This window comes from Sinorhizobium prairiense (genome assembly GCF_029201645.2).
Taxonomy (GTDB): Bacteria; Pseudomonadota; Alphaproteobacteria; order Rhizobiales; family Rhizobiaceae; genus Sinorhizobium; species Sinorhizobium meliloti_A.
Genome location: NZ_CP104131.1, coordinates 3,474,271 through 3,490,138, shown reverse-complemented (window position 1 = coordinate 3,490,138; position 15,868 = coordinate 3,474,271). Strand labels below are relative to the sequence as shown.

General features: G+C 63.7%; 10 protein-coding genes. 5 read left to right on the top strand and 5 right to left on the bottom strand.

Annotation, left to right across the window (positions count from 1 at the left end):
• Positions 1–18 precede the first annotated feature (18 nt).
• Complete coding sequence (locus N0Q91_RS19455) at positions 19–5,628, top strand: translocation/assembly module TamB domain-containing protein (protein ID WP_275597241.1); 5,610 nt, start codon at positions 19–21, stop codon at positions 5,626–5,628.
• 143 nt (positions 5,629–5,771) lie between these two features.
• The gene (locus N0Q91_RS19450) at positions 5,772–6,164 is read left to right on the top strand and encodes a hypothetical protein (protein WP_275597240.1); all 393 of its coding nucleotides are present in this window, start codon (positions 5,772–5,774) and stop codon (positions 6,162–6,164) included.
• Between the two features lie 194 nt (positions 6,165–6,358).
• Here the strand turns inward: N0Q91_RS19450 and N0Q91_RS19445 are convergent, their stop codons facing one another.
• Positions 6,359–6,838 (bottom strand): VOC family protein, encoded by a 480-nt coding sequence (locus N0Q91_RS19445; RefSeq protein WP_275597239.1) that lies wholly within the window; start codon positions 6,836–6,838, stop codon positions 6,359–6,361.
• Between the two features lie 205 nt (positions 6,839–7,043).
• Positions 7,044–7,478, bottom strand: coding sequence for an Lrp/AsnC family transcriptional regulator (locus tag N0Q91_RS19440; RefSeq protein ID WP_275597238.1), 435 nt, complete (start codon positions 7,476–7,478; stop codon positions 7,044–7,046).
• 156 nt (positions 7,479–7,634) lie between these two features.
• On the opposite strand from N0Q91_RS19440, the gene rocF reads away from it, so the two are divergent.
• The 3 genes from rocF to N0Q91_RS19425 all read left to right on the top strand — a co-directional run bounded on the left by rocF (position 7,635) and on the right by N0Q91_RS19425 (position 11,275).
• Positions 7,635–8,558, top strand: coding sequence for an arginase (gene rocF / locus N0Q91_RS19435; protein WP_100674604.1), 924 nt, complete (start codon positions 7,635–7,637; stop codon positions 8,556–8,558).
• A gap of 173 nt (positions 8,559–8,731) precedes the next feature.
• Positions 8,732–9,211, top strand: a complete 480-nt coding sequence (locus N0Q91_RS19430; protein WP_003528560.1) for a chemotaxis protein CheW — start codon at positions 8,732–8,734, stop codon at positions 9,209–9,211.
• Positions 9,212–9,493: 282 nt separating this feature from the next.
• The gene (locus N0Q91_RS19425; protein ID WP_275597237.1) at positions 9,494–11,275 is read left to right on the top strand and encodes a methyl-accepting chemotaxis protein; all 1,782 of its coding nucleotides are present in this window, start codon (positions 9,494–9,496) and stop codon (positions 11,273–11,275) included.
• A 308-nt stretch (positions 11,276–11,583) separates the two neighbouring features.
• On the opposite strand, the gene N0Q91_RS19420 is transcribed toward N0Q91_RS19425, so the two are convergent.
• From N0Q91_RS19420 to fdhF, 3 genes are read right to left on the bottom strand one after another with little or no spacing between them, the layout of a single operon-like run.
• Positions 11,584–11,817 (bottom strand): formate dehydrogenase subunit delta, encoded by a 234-nt coding sequence (locus tag N0Q91_RS19420; protein ID WP_275597236.1) that lies wholly within the window; start codon positions 11,815–11,817, stop codon positions 11,584–11,586.
• 17 nt (positions 11,818–11,834) lie between these two features.
• Positions 11,835–12,707: a formate dehydrogenase accessory sulfurtransferase FdhD gene (fdhD, locus tag N0Q91_RS19415; RefSeq protein WP_100674606.1), complete on the bottom strand. Its 873-nt coding sequence runs from the start codon at positions 12,705–12,707 to the stop codon at positions 11,835–11,837.
• Between the two features lie 8 nt (positions 12,708–12,715).
• Entirely contained in the window at positions 12,716–15,595 is a 2,880-nt protein-coding gene (gene fdhF, locus N0Q91_RS19410; RefSeq protein ID WP_275597235.1) for a formate dehydrogenase subunit alpha, read from the bottom strand.
• Between the last annotated feature and the right edge of the window lie 273 nt (positions 15,596–15,868).

Below are 15,868 nucleotides of genomic sequence, written 5' to 3'. Positions count from 1 at the left end.
ATGGACTATGGATAGGACATGAATCAGGTCACCTTTTTCCTTCGATCTGCGCTGCGGTACTTCTTCGCCGCCCTCGGCACGCTCGTGGTCGTGCTCCTCCTGCTCGTCGGCTTTCTGGGCTTCACGGTGCCCGGCGCCCGCGTCGTCGCCTGGGCGATCGAGAAATATGCGGCAACCCCCGACCAGATCGTACGCATCGCCGACCCGGGCGCGCTTCTGACCGGCGACTTCACGGCCGGCACCATTACGCTCTTCGATGGCGAAGGCATTTATGCGGAGGTCCGCGACCTTTCGGTGGACTGGTCGCCCGCAGAACTATTCTCGCTTCGCTTCGACGCCAGCAGGATTTCGGCCGGCACGGTCCGCGTCGAACGGTTGCCCGTCCCCTCGACCGAGACCCAGGAAGTGCGCTCGACATTTGCCCTTCCGGTGGACGTGAAGATCGATGCCTTCGACCTCAAGGAAATCGTGCTCGGCAAACAGATCGCAGGCGAAGATCATTTCCTGACGGCCAAGGGCAAGCTCTACGCGACGAATTCCAGCATCGCTCTCGAGCTCGATGCCGCCGAACGGGACCGCCCTGATGCGCGCGCGACAGCCGATGTCGTCTTCAACCCGGCCGGCAACCAGCTGAAGCTTGAAGCCGAGCTTGCGGAGCCGAAGGGCGGCCTTCTGGCGAGGCTGCTCCGCCTGCCGGGAGAACCTGCCGTCAACATGACCGTGACCGGACAGGGACCGCTTTCCGATTGGGCGGGCTCGGGTACGGTTACGCTCGACGGAAGCGAGATCCTTCGGCTCGACGGGCAGCACGTGCTCGCGGCCGACGGAATGCACATGCTTACCGTATCCGGCGGCGGCGCTTTCGCCACGCTGACGCCGCCGGCCTTCAGGCCGCTCTTCGAAGGCGAGAGCAGGATCGACCTGAGGGCCGCCTTCGACGGCACGAGCAAGGTCCGGATCGATGCGGGCAAGATTTCGACCGGCGCCATGACGCTCGATGTCTCCGGCACGGTCGACAGCCGCGGTGAGAACAACCTCCAGGCAAGGCTCGCCGGTACGAGCGGGCCATTCGATTTCCGCTGGCCGCTGAAAGACGGCGAGTTGCAGGCGCTCGTCGACACCGCAAACCTGTCGCTGATCGGCGACGGGCAGTCGGCAATCCTCGACATCGCCGCCAATGTGCCGTCCGTGAATCTGCCGCAGGGACGATTGGGCGGCATCCGGCTGTCGGCACAGAGCGACGCCTTCAATCTGGCGACCCGGTCCGGTCCTCTGAAGACGACCGTAGAAATCGCCGAGAGCCGCTTTGCAAATGCCGATCTCGATCGGGCGGTGCAGGCGCCCCTGAAGCTCGACGGCACCATCGCCGTTGCTCCGGAAGACATCCGTTTCGACCCGCTGGAGATCGAAAGCGCGAGCATCGGCGGCACGGTCACCGGCAGCTTCGATCGCGTCGAAACGACGCTCGAGGCGGCATTCAAGGCCTTTGCCGTCAGAGAGGTCCTGCCGCCGGGGCTCGCCGACAAGTTCGACAGGACCATCGCCCTTGCGGGCAATGCGGTCGTGGAACAGGACGGCAGCGTCCGGTTGAGCGAACTCGACATAAAGTCCGGTGCGGTCGACGCCTCCGGCTCCGTTGCGCTTGCCGGAAGCACATTGACTGCGGACATCCAGGGGACGCTGCCCGATCTCGGACGGCTGCTCGCCGATGCGAAGGGCTCGGCCGCCTTCCACGCGGTCGCCTCAGGCCCTCTGAACAAGCTCGGTATCGAAGCAGAGATAACCTCAAGCGGAGCGACGCTCGCTGGCCGCACACTGGACGATCTCGTCGTCAATGCCGACGCTACCGTGACGCCGGGGAGCCCCGAAGCGAAGCTGACGGCAACCGGTACCCTCGACGGCCAGGCGATCGACGTCCGCGCCGACGTCGTCACCCGGGATGGCCGCACCTCGATCCCCGCCCTCGAGGCAAAGATCGGCGAAAACCGGCTGACCGGTGCGATGGAGCTTACAGCCGACTTCAAGCCGAACGGGACGATCGACTTCAACCTGCCCGATCTCGGCCTCCTTGCCGCCATGGCCGGGCAGCAGGCATCGGGCGACCTTGCCGGCTCCGCGACAATCCGGACCGCCGACGGCGTCACGTCGCTCGCGCTGACGGCCCGCGGCGAAAGCATCAGGCGGGACGCATTGACCATTGCCAAGCCCGTGGTCGACGTCGACGTCGCCGATCTTGCCAGCCTGGCGATCAAGGGCAGTGTCAGGGCCGAAAGCGTCGTCCAAGGCGAAAACCGCCTGACGGACATCGATATCGCCTTCGAGCAACAGGCGGAAAGAACCGGCTTCTCGGTCGGTGCCGAATATGAGGGCTCTCCGCTCGCAGCGACCGGCGATCTGGCGAGCCGTGACGGCCGGACCGAGATAAGCCTTGCATCGGCCTCGGCGACAGCCAAGCGCATTCCCTTGCAGCTTGCCCGGCCGACCGTCATCGCCATCGAGAACGGCGTCGTGCATATCGATGGGCTGACGATCCAGGCATCGACGGGTACGGTCGCTGTCACCGGTACGGCAGGCGAGACGCTTGATATTTCGGCGGATATCAGCGAGCTGCCAGCCACCTTGATCCACACCGTCGCGCCGACGCTCGGGGCCGAGGGCACGATTGCGGGCAAGGTGGACATTGCCGGGAATGGCGCGGCACCGGTCGTCCGCTACGATCTCACCTGGAGCGGCGCCTCGATAGCCTCCGTGCGGTCGGCCGGCATAACGGCGGAAGACCTGTCGGCGAAGGGAACCGTGACCGTCGCTGACGACACCATCCGCCTCGACCCCTTGGTCATCGAACGCGCCGGCTTTCGCGGCGATGTGACGGCTAGCCTCAACCGCGCCGGCAACACGGCCGAGGCGAATTTCCAGTTCGTTGCCGAACCCGCCGCGCTGCCGCCCGGCATCGGCGCAAAATTCGATGCGCCGATCACCGTCTCCGGCAAGGTCGAGACAGGGGCCGGCGGCGCCGTCGAACTGAGCGCACTCGAAGTCAAATCCGGGACGGTCAACGCCACCGGTTCGGCCGCCCTTGCCGAGGGCGCGTTGACCGCCAAGATAGAGGGCGCATTACCGGATCTCGGCAAGCTGCTCGCCGAGGCAGAAGGCAAGGCCGCCTTCACCGCCGACCTGTCCGGGCCGCTCGACGCGCTCGGCGTCAAGGCGGAAGTGACCTCCAGCGGCGCGGTCCTCGCGGGACGCACGCTTTCGGATTTCGTGATCACAGCCGATGCGACGGCGAAAGCCGGCAGTCCGCAGGCGAAGCTGACGGCGACGGGAGCTTTGGACGGCCAGGCGATCGACGTGAAGGCCGAGGTGGTCTCGAAGGACGGCCGCACTTCGATCCCGACCCTGGAGGCGAAGGTCGGCGACAACAGATTGACGGGTGCGATCGATCTGACGGCAGACTTCAAGCCCGAGGGCACGATCGACTTCAATCTGCCCGATCTCGGCCTTCTTGCCGCCATGGCCGGCGAGAAGGTCTCGGGAGACCTCTCCGGCTCGGCAGCGATCAGAACGGTGGGCGGTGTGACCTCCCTTACGCTGAAAGCGAACGGCAGCGGAATCAAGCGTGGCGATCTGACGATCACAAAGCCGGTCGCCGATATCAGCGTCGCCGATGTGGCGGCACTCGCGATCCGGGGAAGCGTCAAGGCGGAAAACGTCGCTCAGGGTCAAAACCGTGTCACCGGCTTCAATCTCACCTTCGATCAGCAGGGCGGCAGAACCGGCTTTACCGTCGACGGCAGATATGACGGCGGCCCTCTTTCGGCCAAAGGCGACATGGTCGCAAGCGGCGGCCGCACCGAAGTCCGTCTCGCCTCTTTCGCGGCAACGCCCAAGCGGATACCGCTGAAGCTTGCACGCCCGACCGTCGTCGCGATCGAGAACGGCACGGTGCTCCTCGATGCCCTGACCATCGAGGCTTCGAGGGGAACGATCACGGTTGCCGGCTCTGCGGGACCGACGCTCGATATTTCAGCAAGACTCAACGCGCTGCCTGCCGCACTGATCAACACCTTCGCCCCGACGCTCGGGGCGGAAGGCACGATCGCCGGGACGGTGGACGTGGACGGAACTGCGGCGGCTCCGGTCGTCGTCTACGACCTCAGATGGAGCAACGCCTCGGTCGCAGCGGCGCGCGGCGCCGGCGTATCGTCGCTGGCGATTGCTGCAAACGGGCGCTTCGCCGACAACCGGGTAACCGTCGATGCCACGGTCTCCGGGCCTGGAGACCTTTCCTTCCGGGGCGGCGGCAATGTCGAGCTTGGCGGCAACATGCCGATCTCGATGAAATTCGCCGGCGACGTACCTTTCGCGCTGCTCGCCAATATCATGGCGCAACAGGGTTTCACCCTGACCGGATCGGCCAAGGTCGACCTTTCGCTCTCCGGCCCGGCCAAGGCGCCGCAGATTGCCGGCACGGTCTCGACCGCCGGCGCCCGGCTCGTGGACGTTCGCCGCAATCTCGCCCTCAACGACCTCACCGCCAATGTCGCACTGGACGGCAGGCAGGCGACCATCTCTCGGCTCTCGGCCAATCTGGCCAGCGGCGGATCGATCGAGGCGAGCGGCACCGTGGGCATCGTTCCCGGTTCAGGTTTCCCGGCGGATCTCAGAATCCGGCTCAACGATGCGACCTATGTCGACGGCACGCTGTTCACCGCCAACCTTGCAGGCGACCTGACGCTCAACGGGCCGCTCGTCTCGACGCCCGTACTTGGCGGAAGGCTGACGATCCGCAGGGCCGCGATCACCATACCGGAGAAGCTGCCGGCCTCGCTCTCGCAGATCGACATCAAGCACCGCAACGCCCCGGCACGCGTACAGCGGATGACGAAAGATCTGCGCCGGGATACGTCCGCCGGCACCGAGGCAAGCGGCGCGATCGCCTTCGATCTCGCCGTCAGTTCCCCGGGCCAGTTCTTCGTACGCGGTCGCGGCATCGATGCCGAACTCGGCGGCGATCTGACCATCCGCGGCACCGCCGTCCAGCCGATCGTTTCCGGTGGATTCGACATGCGTCGCGGGCGCCTGGAGATTCTCGGCAAGCGCCTGACCTTCACCGACGGTCACATCGGCTTCGGCGGCGACCTCATCCCGACGCTCGATCTCGACGCGACCTCGAGCGCCGGATCGACGACGATCACGGTCAACGTTGCAGGCCCGGCCAACAACCCGACGGTGACCTTCTCCTCGTCGCCCGCCCTGCCGCAGGACGAGATCCTGGCGCAGCTCATCTTCAACCGGTCGCTGAACAATCTCTCCGCCTTCCAGATCGCGCAGCTCGCCTCGGCCGTGGGCCAGCTTGCCGGCGGCGGATCGACGTCGCTGCTCGACGGCCTGCGCAACAAGCTCGGCGTCGACGATCTCGACATCACGACCGACGAGAGCGGCGGCGCCCAGGTCCGCGCCGGCAAATATCTCAACGACCGCACCTATCTCGAATTGCAACAAGGCTCGGACTCCGCTTCCAGCAAGGCGGTCATCAACCTCGACATCGGCCGCGGCGTGAAGCTGAAGGGAGAAGCGGCCGGCGATGGCTCGGCCGCCGGAGGCATCTTCTTCGAAAGGGAATATTGAGGCCTGACGATGCCGCCCGCCGGCCGATCCGGCGGACGGGTCCATCTTCTGGGTCGTCCCATTATTTTTCGAACCGGAGTCTTGACCTCAAGCACGGTTGAGGTTGCAGAAATCACTCCGTGTAACGGACACGGAGGTACGACATGACTGAGCAGATACTCTTCCGGAACGTGATGAAGATCACGGAAGGCAGCCTGGAACCCTTTCGCGAAGCGGTGAAGCAAGCGATCGAGTTCGTCGAGCGAAACGGACCTCAACTCATGGTCCAGACATTCATCGACGAGCAGGAAATGCGTGCGGTCAGCTTTCAGCTCTACCGGAATAGCGAAGACGTTCTGCGCCATTGGGAAATATCGGACCCTCACATCCGAGCGGTATCGGAGCATTGCAGCGTCGAGAAGTTCGAGGTTTACGGCAATCCGAGCGACGAGGTCGCAGCCGGCCTATCCCAATTCTTCGGCGACGGCCGCGGACACATCATGAAACCACTTGCGGGATTCACCCGCTTCCAGAGCACTTCCAGGAAAAGTGTATAACGGTTTTCCGTCCGGAAGTGCGTTGGGTCAAAGGGTCAGAGCACTTCCGTCCGGAGGTGCGTAATCTCAAGGGCTGGATCATCTCGCTGTTTCAGTGAAATGATCCGATTCGCCCTTTACCGGCTGCTGGACGAATTTTTCTGAAGCGAACAGGGGAGCTCGGGTCAGGCGTGAAGGCGTGAAGGAGCGCCCCTTCACGCCGCGTTGCGATCGACCCCGAACGCATCCAGTACCTCGCTCTCGTCCGTTGCCGTGAACAGCGCCCAGATATGACCGAACGGATCGATGAGGGCGCCGACCCGGTCGCCGGTCGGCAGCGTTTCGGCGACATTGCGCAGACTGGCGCCGGAGCCCATCGCCCTTTCGAGCACGCGGTCCACGTCGTCGACGTGCAGTTCCAGGATCGCCGCCGTTGTTCCGAGCGCGTGCGGCGATCGCGGGCCGCCGAGCCTCGGTTCGGCGTCCCGGCGTGGATTGGCGCCGGCCACCCGGAAGACCGAGTCGCCGATGCAGAGGTCGGCACTCGTCAGAATGCCGCTCCACTCGTGCCGCTGCAGCAGCTCGGCGCCGAAGACATCGCGGTAGAACGCAATCGCCCGCTCCTCGTCACCATGCCGGACGAAGAGCTTTATGCAGATCTGCCGTACCGACGGGCCGCCGGAATAACTAGCCATGGCAATCTCCCTGGATCGCAATGATGTCGAGCGGGTGGAACCCGCGATCAAATACGCCATCGTTCAAAATGAGACCGCATGCCGCGGAGACCGCGCCCGTGCTCATGCCTCTCTTGTTTGCTGAGAGGAACATCTTATCCGAAGATGAGAACAAATCAAGAACAAAAGCAGCCGTGCGTCGCCAATTCGCGTCGCGGCGATCGCCTCACGAAGACCCGGTCAACTTGCTGGTCTTCAGCAGAATGTTCGTTTCGGTCACGTTGATGCCATCGATCAAACGGATGCGCCGCAAGGTCTCGTCGAAGCTCGCGAGATCCCGGTCCTCGAGTTCGGCAATGAAATCCCACCTTCCATTGGTGCTGTGCAGCGCCCGCACCTGCGGCAGCCCGCGCAATTGGTCGGCGACGCGGTCCGCCATCTTTCCGTGAACCTCGATCATCACCACGGCCCTGACGCCGGAGGCGGGGATTTCCGCGCCCGTGCGGATGGTGAAAGCGGCAATGGTCCCATTCGCGACGAGCCGGTCGATGCGCGCAGCAACCGTGGCACGCGAGACGCCGGTCATCGCCGAAAGCGCGGAGACGGGCATGCGGGAATTTTGCCGGAGAGCGCCGATGAGCGCCTGATCGAGATCATCCATTCTTATCACTTCGTCAAAGGGGACTTTACACTTTGCGCATCTTATCTTCCCAATCGACAGTTTTCCATCTTTTTGCCGCCACGCTTTTTGACGATAATCCGCCGGACTTCACGGGAACCGAGCTTCCCGGCAACCGGGCCAAGGGACGAGGCGGACATGAAAACCATCACATTGATCGGCGCACCCATCGAGGAAGGCTCGGGCCGCCGCGGCGCGGCCATGGGGCCGACGGCGCTCAGAATCGCCGGAATAGACACGGTTCTCGCCGAACTCGGCCATACGGTCAATGACGAGGGGGATCTGAGGCCGTTGCCGGCACGCGATCTCGCCAACCATCCCGGCGCCAACAATCTGCAATCCGTCGCAGCTTTCGCGCGCGCGCTCGACGAAGCCGTGCATGAAACCGCGCGCAAGGGTCATTTCCCCATCATTCTCGGCGGCGATCACGCGCTCTCGATGGGCAGCGTCTCCGGCATGGCGCGTCACGCCCAGGACGTCGGCCGGCCCCTCTTCGTCCTATGGCTGGACGCGCATGCCGACTTCAACTCGCCGGCGACCTCGCCCTCCGGCAACATGCACGGCATGCCCGTCGCCTTCTTCTGCGGCGAAGCGGAGTTCGCTCCGATCCTCCCGAAGGACCGGCCGCTGGTCGACCCGAAGAAGGTCTATCAGGTCGGAATCCGCTCGGTCGACGCGCGTGAGCGCGAGGAAATTGCCGAGCACGGCGTCAATGTCTTCGATATGCGGACCATCGACGAGATGGGCATGGCCCATATCATCCGCCAGATCGTCGATGAGGTTCGCGCCGCTAACGGCCTGCTGCATGTGAGCCTCGACGTCGATTTCATGGATCCGGAACTGGCCCCCGGCGTGGGGACGACGGTCCCGGGCGGCGCGACCTTCCGCGAGGCTCACCTCATCATGGAAGTGCTGTGCGACAGCGGCCTCGTCTCTTCCCTCGATGTGGTCGAGCTCAACCCGTTCCTCGACGACCGGGGCAAGAGCGCACGCATTCTGGTCGAACTGACGGCAAGCCTCTTCGGACGCCGTATCCTCGACCGCCCGACGCGCGCGGCCTGAAGCCACGCCCGCCTGCTCTCCTGCGAGGGGGGAACGTTCAGTAAAGGCTTAACGAATCCGCGCCTAATATAGGCATACAGAGCGCAAGGCGGATTTTCCGCGCATGAAGCGGCTTGCGCCTCGCCGGATGTCATCGGCGGACCACCACGACCGGAAAGCTGGAAGGACCTTCGATGACAAGCACGCAGAGAGCAGCCGGATTCGACGGCGAGACGCTCGAAATCATAGCGTTTCGCCTCCACGATCAGGAATTTTGCGTCAAGACGACGACGATCCGCGAGATACGCGGCTGGGCCCCCTCGACGCCCATCCCGCATGCCCCGCCGGAAGTGATCGGCGTGATGAACCTGCGCGGGACGGTGATCCCGATCATCGATCTCGCCCATAAGCTCGGCATGAAATCGACCGTCACCAACGAACGCAGCGCGATCGTCGTCGCCGAGGTCCACAACATGGTCATCGGTCTCGTCGTCGATCGCGTTTCCGACATTCTGACCGTGCAGGGCAGTCAGGTACAGCCTGTGCCTGAAGTCACTGCATCCTTCGACAAGAGCTTTGCGGAAGGCATCATCGCCAATGAATCGGGCATGATCTGCTTCCTCAATCTCGCCCGCATGTTCAAGGAGCGGGAAACCGAAGAACTGGCGGCCTGAGCCTGCGCATCTGCATATCGGGAGCGATTCACTATTTCCTTGAAACAGTGAGTCGCTCTGCGTGGCAAAGGACTACATCTTTTTACGAGTATGTAAGCAAAAATTCTATTTTAACGCGATTTTAAGCTCGCTTTACTAATTTAGATCGCACAGCGGCATGAAGCCCTTCGTGATTTCGAAATCTCCCCAGCAACCGCCAGCCGCCCTTTCCTGAAGGACGGCGAAGCAGATCACAAACGTCCGCTCCGCGGCCGTTTCTTCGCGAAAATTTCAGAGGGGATCATGTTTTCTTTTACCAGAAGCCGTGACGCACGGCAGATCATCGAAGCCTTGTCCAAATCGCAGGCCATCATTCAATTCGACCTCGCCGGCAACGTCCTCGACGCCAACGAGAACTTCTGCAAGGCGCTCGGCTATAGTCTGCAGGAAATCGTGGGACAGCACCATCGCATCTTCTGCGCGCCGGAATTCGTGGCGACTGAGGAGTATCGTGAGTTCTGGGCACGCCTCGGCCGCGGCGAATTCGACAGCAACAGCTACCGGCGCCTCGCCAAGGGCGGACGGGAGATCTGGATCCAGGCGAGTTACAACCCGGTCTCCCGAAACGGCAAGCCCTACAAGGTGGTCAAGTTCGCAACCGACATCACCGCCGTCAAGATGCGGGCCACGGAAGATGCGGGCAAGCTCGACGCCATTTCCCGCTCGCAGGCGATGATCGAGTTCACGCCCGCCGGAGAGGTGCTCACAGCCAACGAGAACTTCTGCAACACGCTCGGCTATCAGCTCTCCGAAATCCAGGGCCGACACCACAGCATGTTCTGCGAGCCCGGTTATACCGGCACGGCCGAATATGCCGATTTCTGGAAGCGCCTGGCCCAGGGCGAATTCATCGCCAACGAATTCGTGCGCTATGGCAAGGCCGGCAAGGAGGTCTGGATCCAGGCCGCCTACAACCCCATTCGCGATCCGAACGGCCGGGTTTACAAGGTGGTCAAATTCGCGACAGACGTGACCGAACGTATGGCCGCGATCAATGCGCTCGGAGCCGGCTTGCGAGCGCTTGCCGACGGCGATCTGGCTCAATCGCTCGACACGCCCTTCGTTCCCAGCATGGAAACGGTGCGCAAGGACTTCAACGAAGCGCTTGTCCGCCTCTGTCGGGCCATGCAGACGGTCGGCGAAAATGCAAGCGCGATCGCCGGCGGCGCACGCGAGATCCGGTCTGCAGCCGACGATCTGTCGAAACGTACAGAACAGCAGGCGGCCTCCGTCGAAGAAACGGCCGCAGCGCTGGACGAGATCACCACGACCGTCGCGGATTCCAGCCGCCGAGCCGAGGAAGCGGGCAATCTGGTCGCAAAGACGAAGGATGGCGCCGAGCGCTCCGGACTTGTCGTCAAAAGCGCGATCGGCGCCATGGGCCAGATCGAGCAATCCTCGCGCGAAATCAGCAACATCATCGGCGTCATCGACGACATCGCCTTCCAGACGAACCTGCTGGCCCTCAATGCCGGTGTCGAGGCGGCGCGTGCCGGAGAAGCCGGCAAGGGCTTCGCCGTCGTGGCCCAGGAGGTCCGCGAACTGGCGCAACGATCGGCCAGCGCGGCAAAGGACATCAAATCCCTGATCACCGCTTCAGGCGAGCATGTGAGGAACGGCGTATCGCTGGTCGGCCAGACCGGCACCGCCCTGGAAACCATCCTGGCGCAGGTGCAGGAGATAAATCACAACGTCTCGGCGATCGTGGAAGCCGCCCGCGAACAGTCGACCGGGCTCAAGGAAATCAACCTGGCGGTCAATGCGATGGATCAGACTACGCAGCAGAACGCCGCCATGGTGGAGGAAAGCACGGCGGCGAGCCATCGGATGTCGCAGGAGGCGGACGCGTTGCACGCCCTGCTGCGTCAGTTCCGCATCGGACGGGACGCTTCACCCGCAAGCGACAACAGGATGGAAGCGCCCCATTCGCCCACGCGGCTGCACGCAACTGCAAAGGCGCTGCGTAGCGGCACGAGGTCCAATCTCGCGCTCGCTCCCGCCTCGGACAACTGGGAGAATTTCTGACCGCACTCCCACCCGCACTCTTCTTCGAACGCAACGGCGCCCGGTGGGGAAGAGCATAAGCTTCTCCCTCCTCTACCTGTCACCGGGATGAGCGCAGCGACGCGCCTGCGGGGCGGAAAGGGTCTTTTCCAGCCCAGGGACTTGGGCTGGCTCGATTCCTGTGAAGGCACAGGAACGAGGATCGAAGGACAAACTTCCTGGAAGCGCTCTAAGGGCGTGTTGAGATTCGGGCCACCCGCCGCCGCTTGTTTGTGTTTGATTTCCTCATTCCTGTGCTTGTCACAGGAATCCAGCCAGACCAACAGGCCTTAAACCGCCTCCGGACGGCGGATCTTCTCAGCCGCCTCGAGCACCAGCGGGTTCAACCCTTCACCGCCATGCGCGATATGCTCGAAGAGCTTGCGGCGCATGCGCGGCTCCCAATATTTGTTGATATGCGTGGCCACGCCCTCGGCCGCCCCCTCCGCCGGCTGGGTCAGGAAGAAGGTGGCAATCTGGTTCGCCATATAGACGAGCTTGGCGTTGGGGCGGTTTTCAGACATGGACGATTGCTCCGCATTCAGAATAGCGGCACGCGGGCGGACAAGGACGCAGGCTCCTCGTCATTCCGGATGATGCGCTCCGCATGGGTGAAGATTTCAAACTCGTCGCCGCGAACAAGTGCGATGAGGGTCATGCCCGCCCCTTCCGCCGTGCGGATGGCGAGCGCCGTCGGCGCAGAAATGGCAATGATCACAGGGCTCCCGACGATCGCGGTTTTCTGCACCATCTCGACCGATACGCGGGACGTGACGACAACCGCGCCCTGAGCGCCCCTGAACCCGGCGCGCGCGGCCGCTCCGGTCAGCTTGTCCAGCGCGTTGTGACGCCCGACATCCTCGCGGACCGCGATCAGTCCGCGTCCGGGCACGTAGAAAGCGGCACCGTGCACCGCCCGTGTCTCGAAATGCAGCGGCTGTTGTCCATTGAGAAGCGCAACTGCGTCCACCACGTCCTGATCGGAAAGGCGAAGCAGCGAGGCGGAGACGTCGGGCGTCGGGCGAACGGCCTCCTCGATCGACTCTATACCGCAGAGACCGCAACCGACCGGCCCGGCCATGTGGCGACGTCTGAGGCGCAGAATATCGTTCTGTTCGTCCTCGAGACTGATCTGCAGATCGATGCCCTTGTCCTCGACGACGATGTCTATGTCGTCGATCTGTTCTGGACGGGTGATGATCCCTTCGGTCAGGCTGAAGCCGGTGGCGAAATCCTCGAGATCGGCAGGTGTCGCCATCATCACCGCATGCGTCGAACCGCCATAGGTGAAGGCGACCGGCGTTTCCTCGGGCACGACGCGCGACTGCGCGACGAGGATGCCGCCGCGCCGTGCAGCCTCCGGCACCGTCGCCGTCGTTCCGGATGGAGAGGACGAAACTCGCTTGCCCGCCATTCTCGCTCCTATTCCGCCGCCTCCAGCTTGCCGGAAATGCGACGCGACCGGCGAGCCTGCTCGTCATAGTCGCGCTGCCAGTCGGAAGGACCGTTCGACGGCGAGACCTGCACCGCGGTCACCTTGTATTCCGGGCAGTTGGTCGCCCAATCGGTAAAGTCGGTGGTGATGACGTTCGCCTGAGTCGAGGGGTGATGGAAGGTCGTATAGACGACACCCGGCGCAACACGGTCGGTGATCAACGCGCGGAGCGTCGTATCGCCCGAGCGGCTGGCGAGCCTGACCCAGTCGCCGTCGCGGATGCCGCGCTGCTCGGCGTCGTGCGGGTGGATTTCCAGCCGGTCTTCCGCATGCCAGACGACGTTCTCCGTGCGACGCGTCTGGGCGCCGACATTGTACTGACTGAGAATACGGCCGGTCGTCAGAAGCAGCGGGAAGCGCGGACCGGTCCTTTCGTCGGTCGCCACGTATTCGGTGCGGATGAACTTGCCCTTGCCGCGCACGAAACCGTCGACATGCATAATGGGCGAGCCGAGCGGCGCCTTCTCATTGCACGGCCACTGCACCGAGCCCATCTTGTCCAGATAGTCGTAGGAGACCATGGCAAAGCTCGGCGTCGTCGCCGCGATCTCGTCCATGATCTCGGACGGATGGCGATAGTTCCAGGCAAGCCCCATGGCTTGCGCCATCTTCTGCGTCACCTCCCAATCGGCATAGCCGTTCTTCGGCCGCATGACGCGCCGGACGCGGTTGATGCGGCGCTCGGCATTGGTGAAGGTTCCGTCCTTTTCGAGGAAGGTCGATCCGGGCAGGAAGACATGGGCGTAGTTGGCCGTCTCGTTGAGGAAGAGATCGTGCACCACGACGCATTCCATCGCCGCAAGGCCGGCGGCGACGTGCTTGGTGTCCGGATCCGACTGCAGGATATCCTCGCCCTGCACGTAGAGGCCCTTGAAGGTGCCCTCGGCGGCGGCGTCGAGCATATTGGGGATGCGCAGGCCCGGCTCGTGATTGAGCGTCACGCCCCAGAGCTTCTCGAAGATCTCACGCGTCGCATCGTCGGAAATATGTCGGTAGCCGGGAAGCTCGTGCGGGAAGGAGCCCATGTCGCAGGAGCCCTGGACGTTGTTCTGGCCGCGCAGCGGATTGACGCCGACGCCCGGCCGGCCGATGTTGCCGGTGAGCATGGCGAGGTTGGCGATCGCCATCACCGTCGTCGAGCCCTGGCTGTGCTCCGTGACGCCAAGGCCGTAATAGATCGCGCCGTTGCCGCCGGTGGCGTAAAGCCGCGCAGCCCTGCGCACAAGTTCCGGTGAAACGCCGGTATAGGCTTCGGTTGCTTCCGGGCTGTGATGGGGCTCTGCCACGAAGGCGGCCCAATCCTCGAATTCCGACCAGTCGCAGCGTTCGCGAATGAAGGCTTCGTTGGCAAGGCCTTCCGTGACGATGACATGCGCAATCGCCGTCAGGATGGCAACGTTGGTGCCGGGCTTCAGCGGCAGGTGGTACGACGCTTCGACATGGGCGGAGCGGACGAGGTCGATCCGGCGCGGATCGATGACGATCAGCTTGGCGCCCTGGCGCAGCCGCTTCTTCAGCCGCGAGGCGAAGACCGGGTGGCCGTCGGTCGGGTTGGCACCGATGATGACCGCAACATCCGTGTGCTCGACACTGTCGAAATCCTGCGTACCGGCGGAGGTGCCGAAGGTCTGGTTGAGGCCGTAACCGGTTGGCGAATGGCAGACGCGGGCGCAGGTGTCGACATTGTTGTTGCCGAAGCCGGCGCGCACCAGCTTCTGCACCAGAAAGGTTTCCTCATTGGTGCAGCGCGAAGACGTGATGCCGCCGACCGAATCACGGCCGTACTGATACTGGATGCGGCGGAACTCGGAGGCGATATGCGCGAAAGCCTCTTCCCAGGTGACCTCGCGCCAGGGATCGGTGACCTTCTCGCGGACCATCGGATTGAGGATGCGGTCCCTGTGGTTGGAATAACCATAGGCGAAGCGGCCCTTGACGCAGGAATGGCCGCGATTCGCCTGGCCGTCCTTCCAGGGCACCATGCGCACCAGCTCCTCGCCGCGCATCTCCGCCTTGAACGAGCAGCCCACGCCGCAATAGGCGCAGGTGGTGACGACCGAGTGCTCCGGCTGGCCGATCTCGATCACCGATTTTTCCGTCAGCGTCGCCGTGGGGCAAGCCTGCACGCAGGCGCCGCAGGAGACGCATTCGGAGGAAACGAAATCCTCGTTCATGCCGGCGGAGACGCGCGAATCGAAGCCGCGGCCGCTGATCGTCAGCGCGAAGGTGCCCTGCACTTCCTCGCAGGCCCGCACGCAGCGCGAACAGACGATGCACTTCGCCGGATCATAGGTGAAATACGGATTCGACTCGTCCTTCGGCGCCCATTTTGCGTTGATCTCGCCATTGTTGCGCGCCGTCACATGGTTCTCGCCGTCATAGCCGTAGCGCACGTCGCGCAGGCCCACGGCACCGGCCATGTCCTGCAGCTCGCAATCGCCATTGGCTGCGCAGGTGAGGCAGTCGAGCGGATGGTCGGAAATATAGAGCTCCATGACGCCGCGGCGGACATCCTTCAGCCGCTGCGTCTGCGTCGAAACGCTGATGCCTGCCGCCACCGGCGTCGTGCAGGAGGCCGGCATGCCGGCGCGTCCCTCGATTTCTACGAGACAGAGCCGGCAGGAGCCGAAGGCATCCATCATGTCGGAAGCGCAAAGCTTCGGCACCTCGATGCCCGCTTCCATTGCCGCACGCATGATCGACGTGCCTTCCGGAACCGTGATCTCGCGCCCGTCTATCGTCAGCGTCACCGTCTTCTCGGACTTGGAGGCAGGGGTGCCGTAGTCGATTTCGTGAATGAGAGACATTAGCGGGCCTCCTGAGAAATTGCGTTCAAGGGGGCGGCTTCACCCCCTCTGCCCTGCCGGGCATCTCCCCCACAAGCGGGGAGATCGAATCGTGGCCGGCCACTCGCTCCAAAACAAACGCTTCTGCACGTGGGGCGCTCCGGTCAAGACGCCGAGCGGGCCGCATCCATTCTCCCCTGTGGGGAGATGGCCGACAGGCCAGAGGGGGTACGCGCCGCCGCCGATACCGACGTCCGCCCCTCATCCGGCTGCCGCCACCTTCTCCCCGCAGGC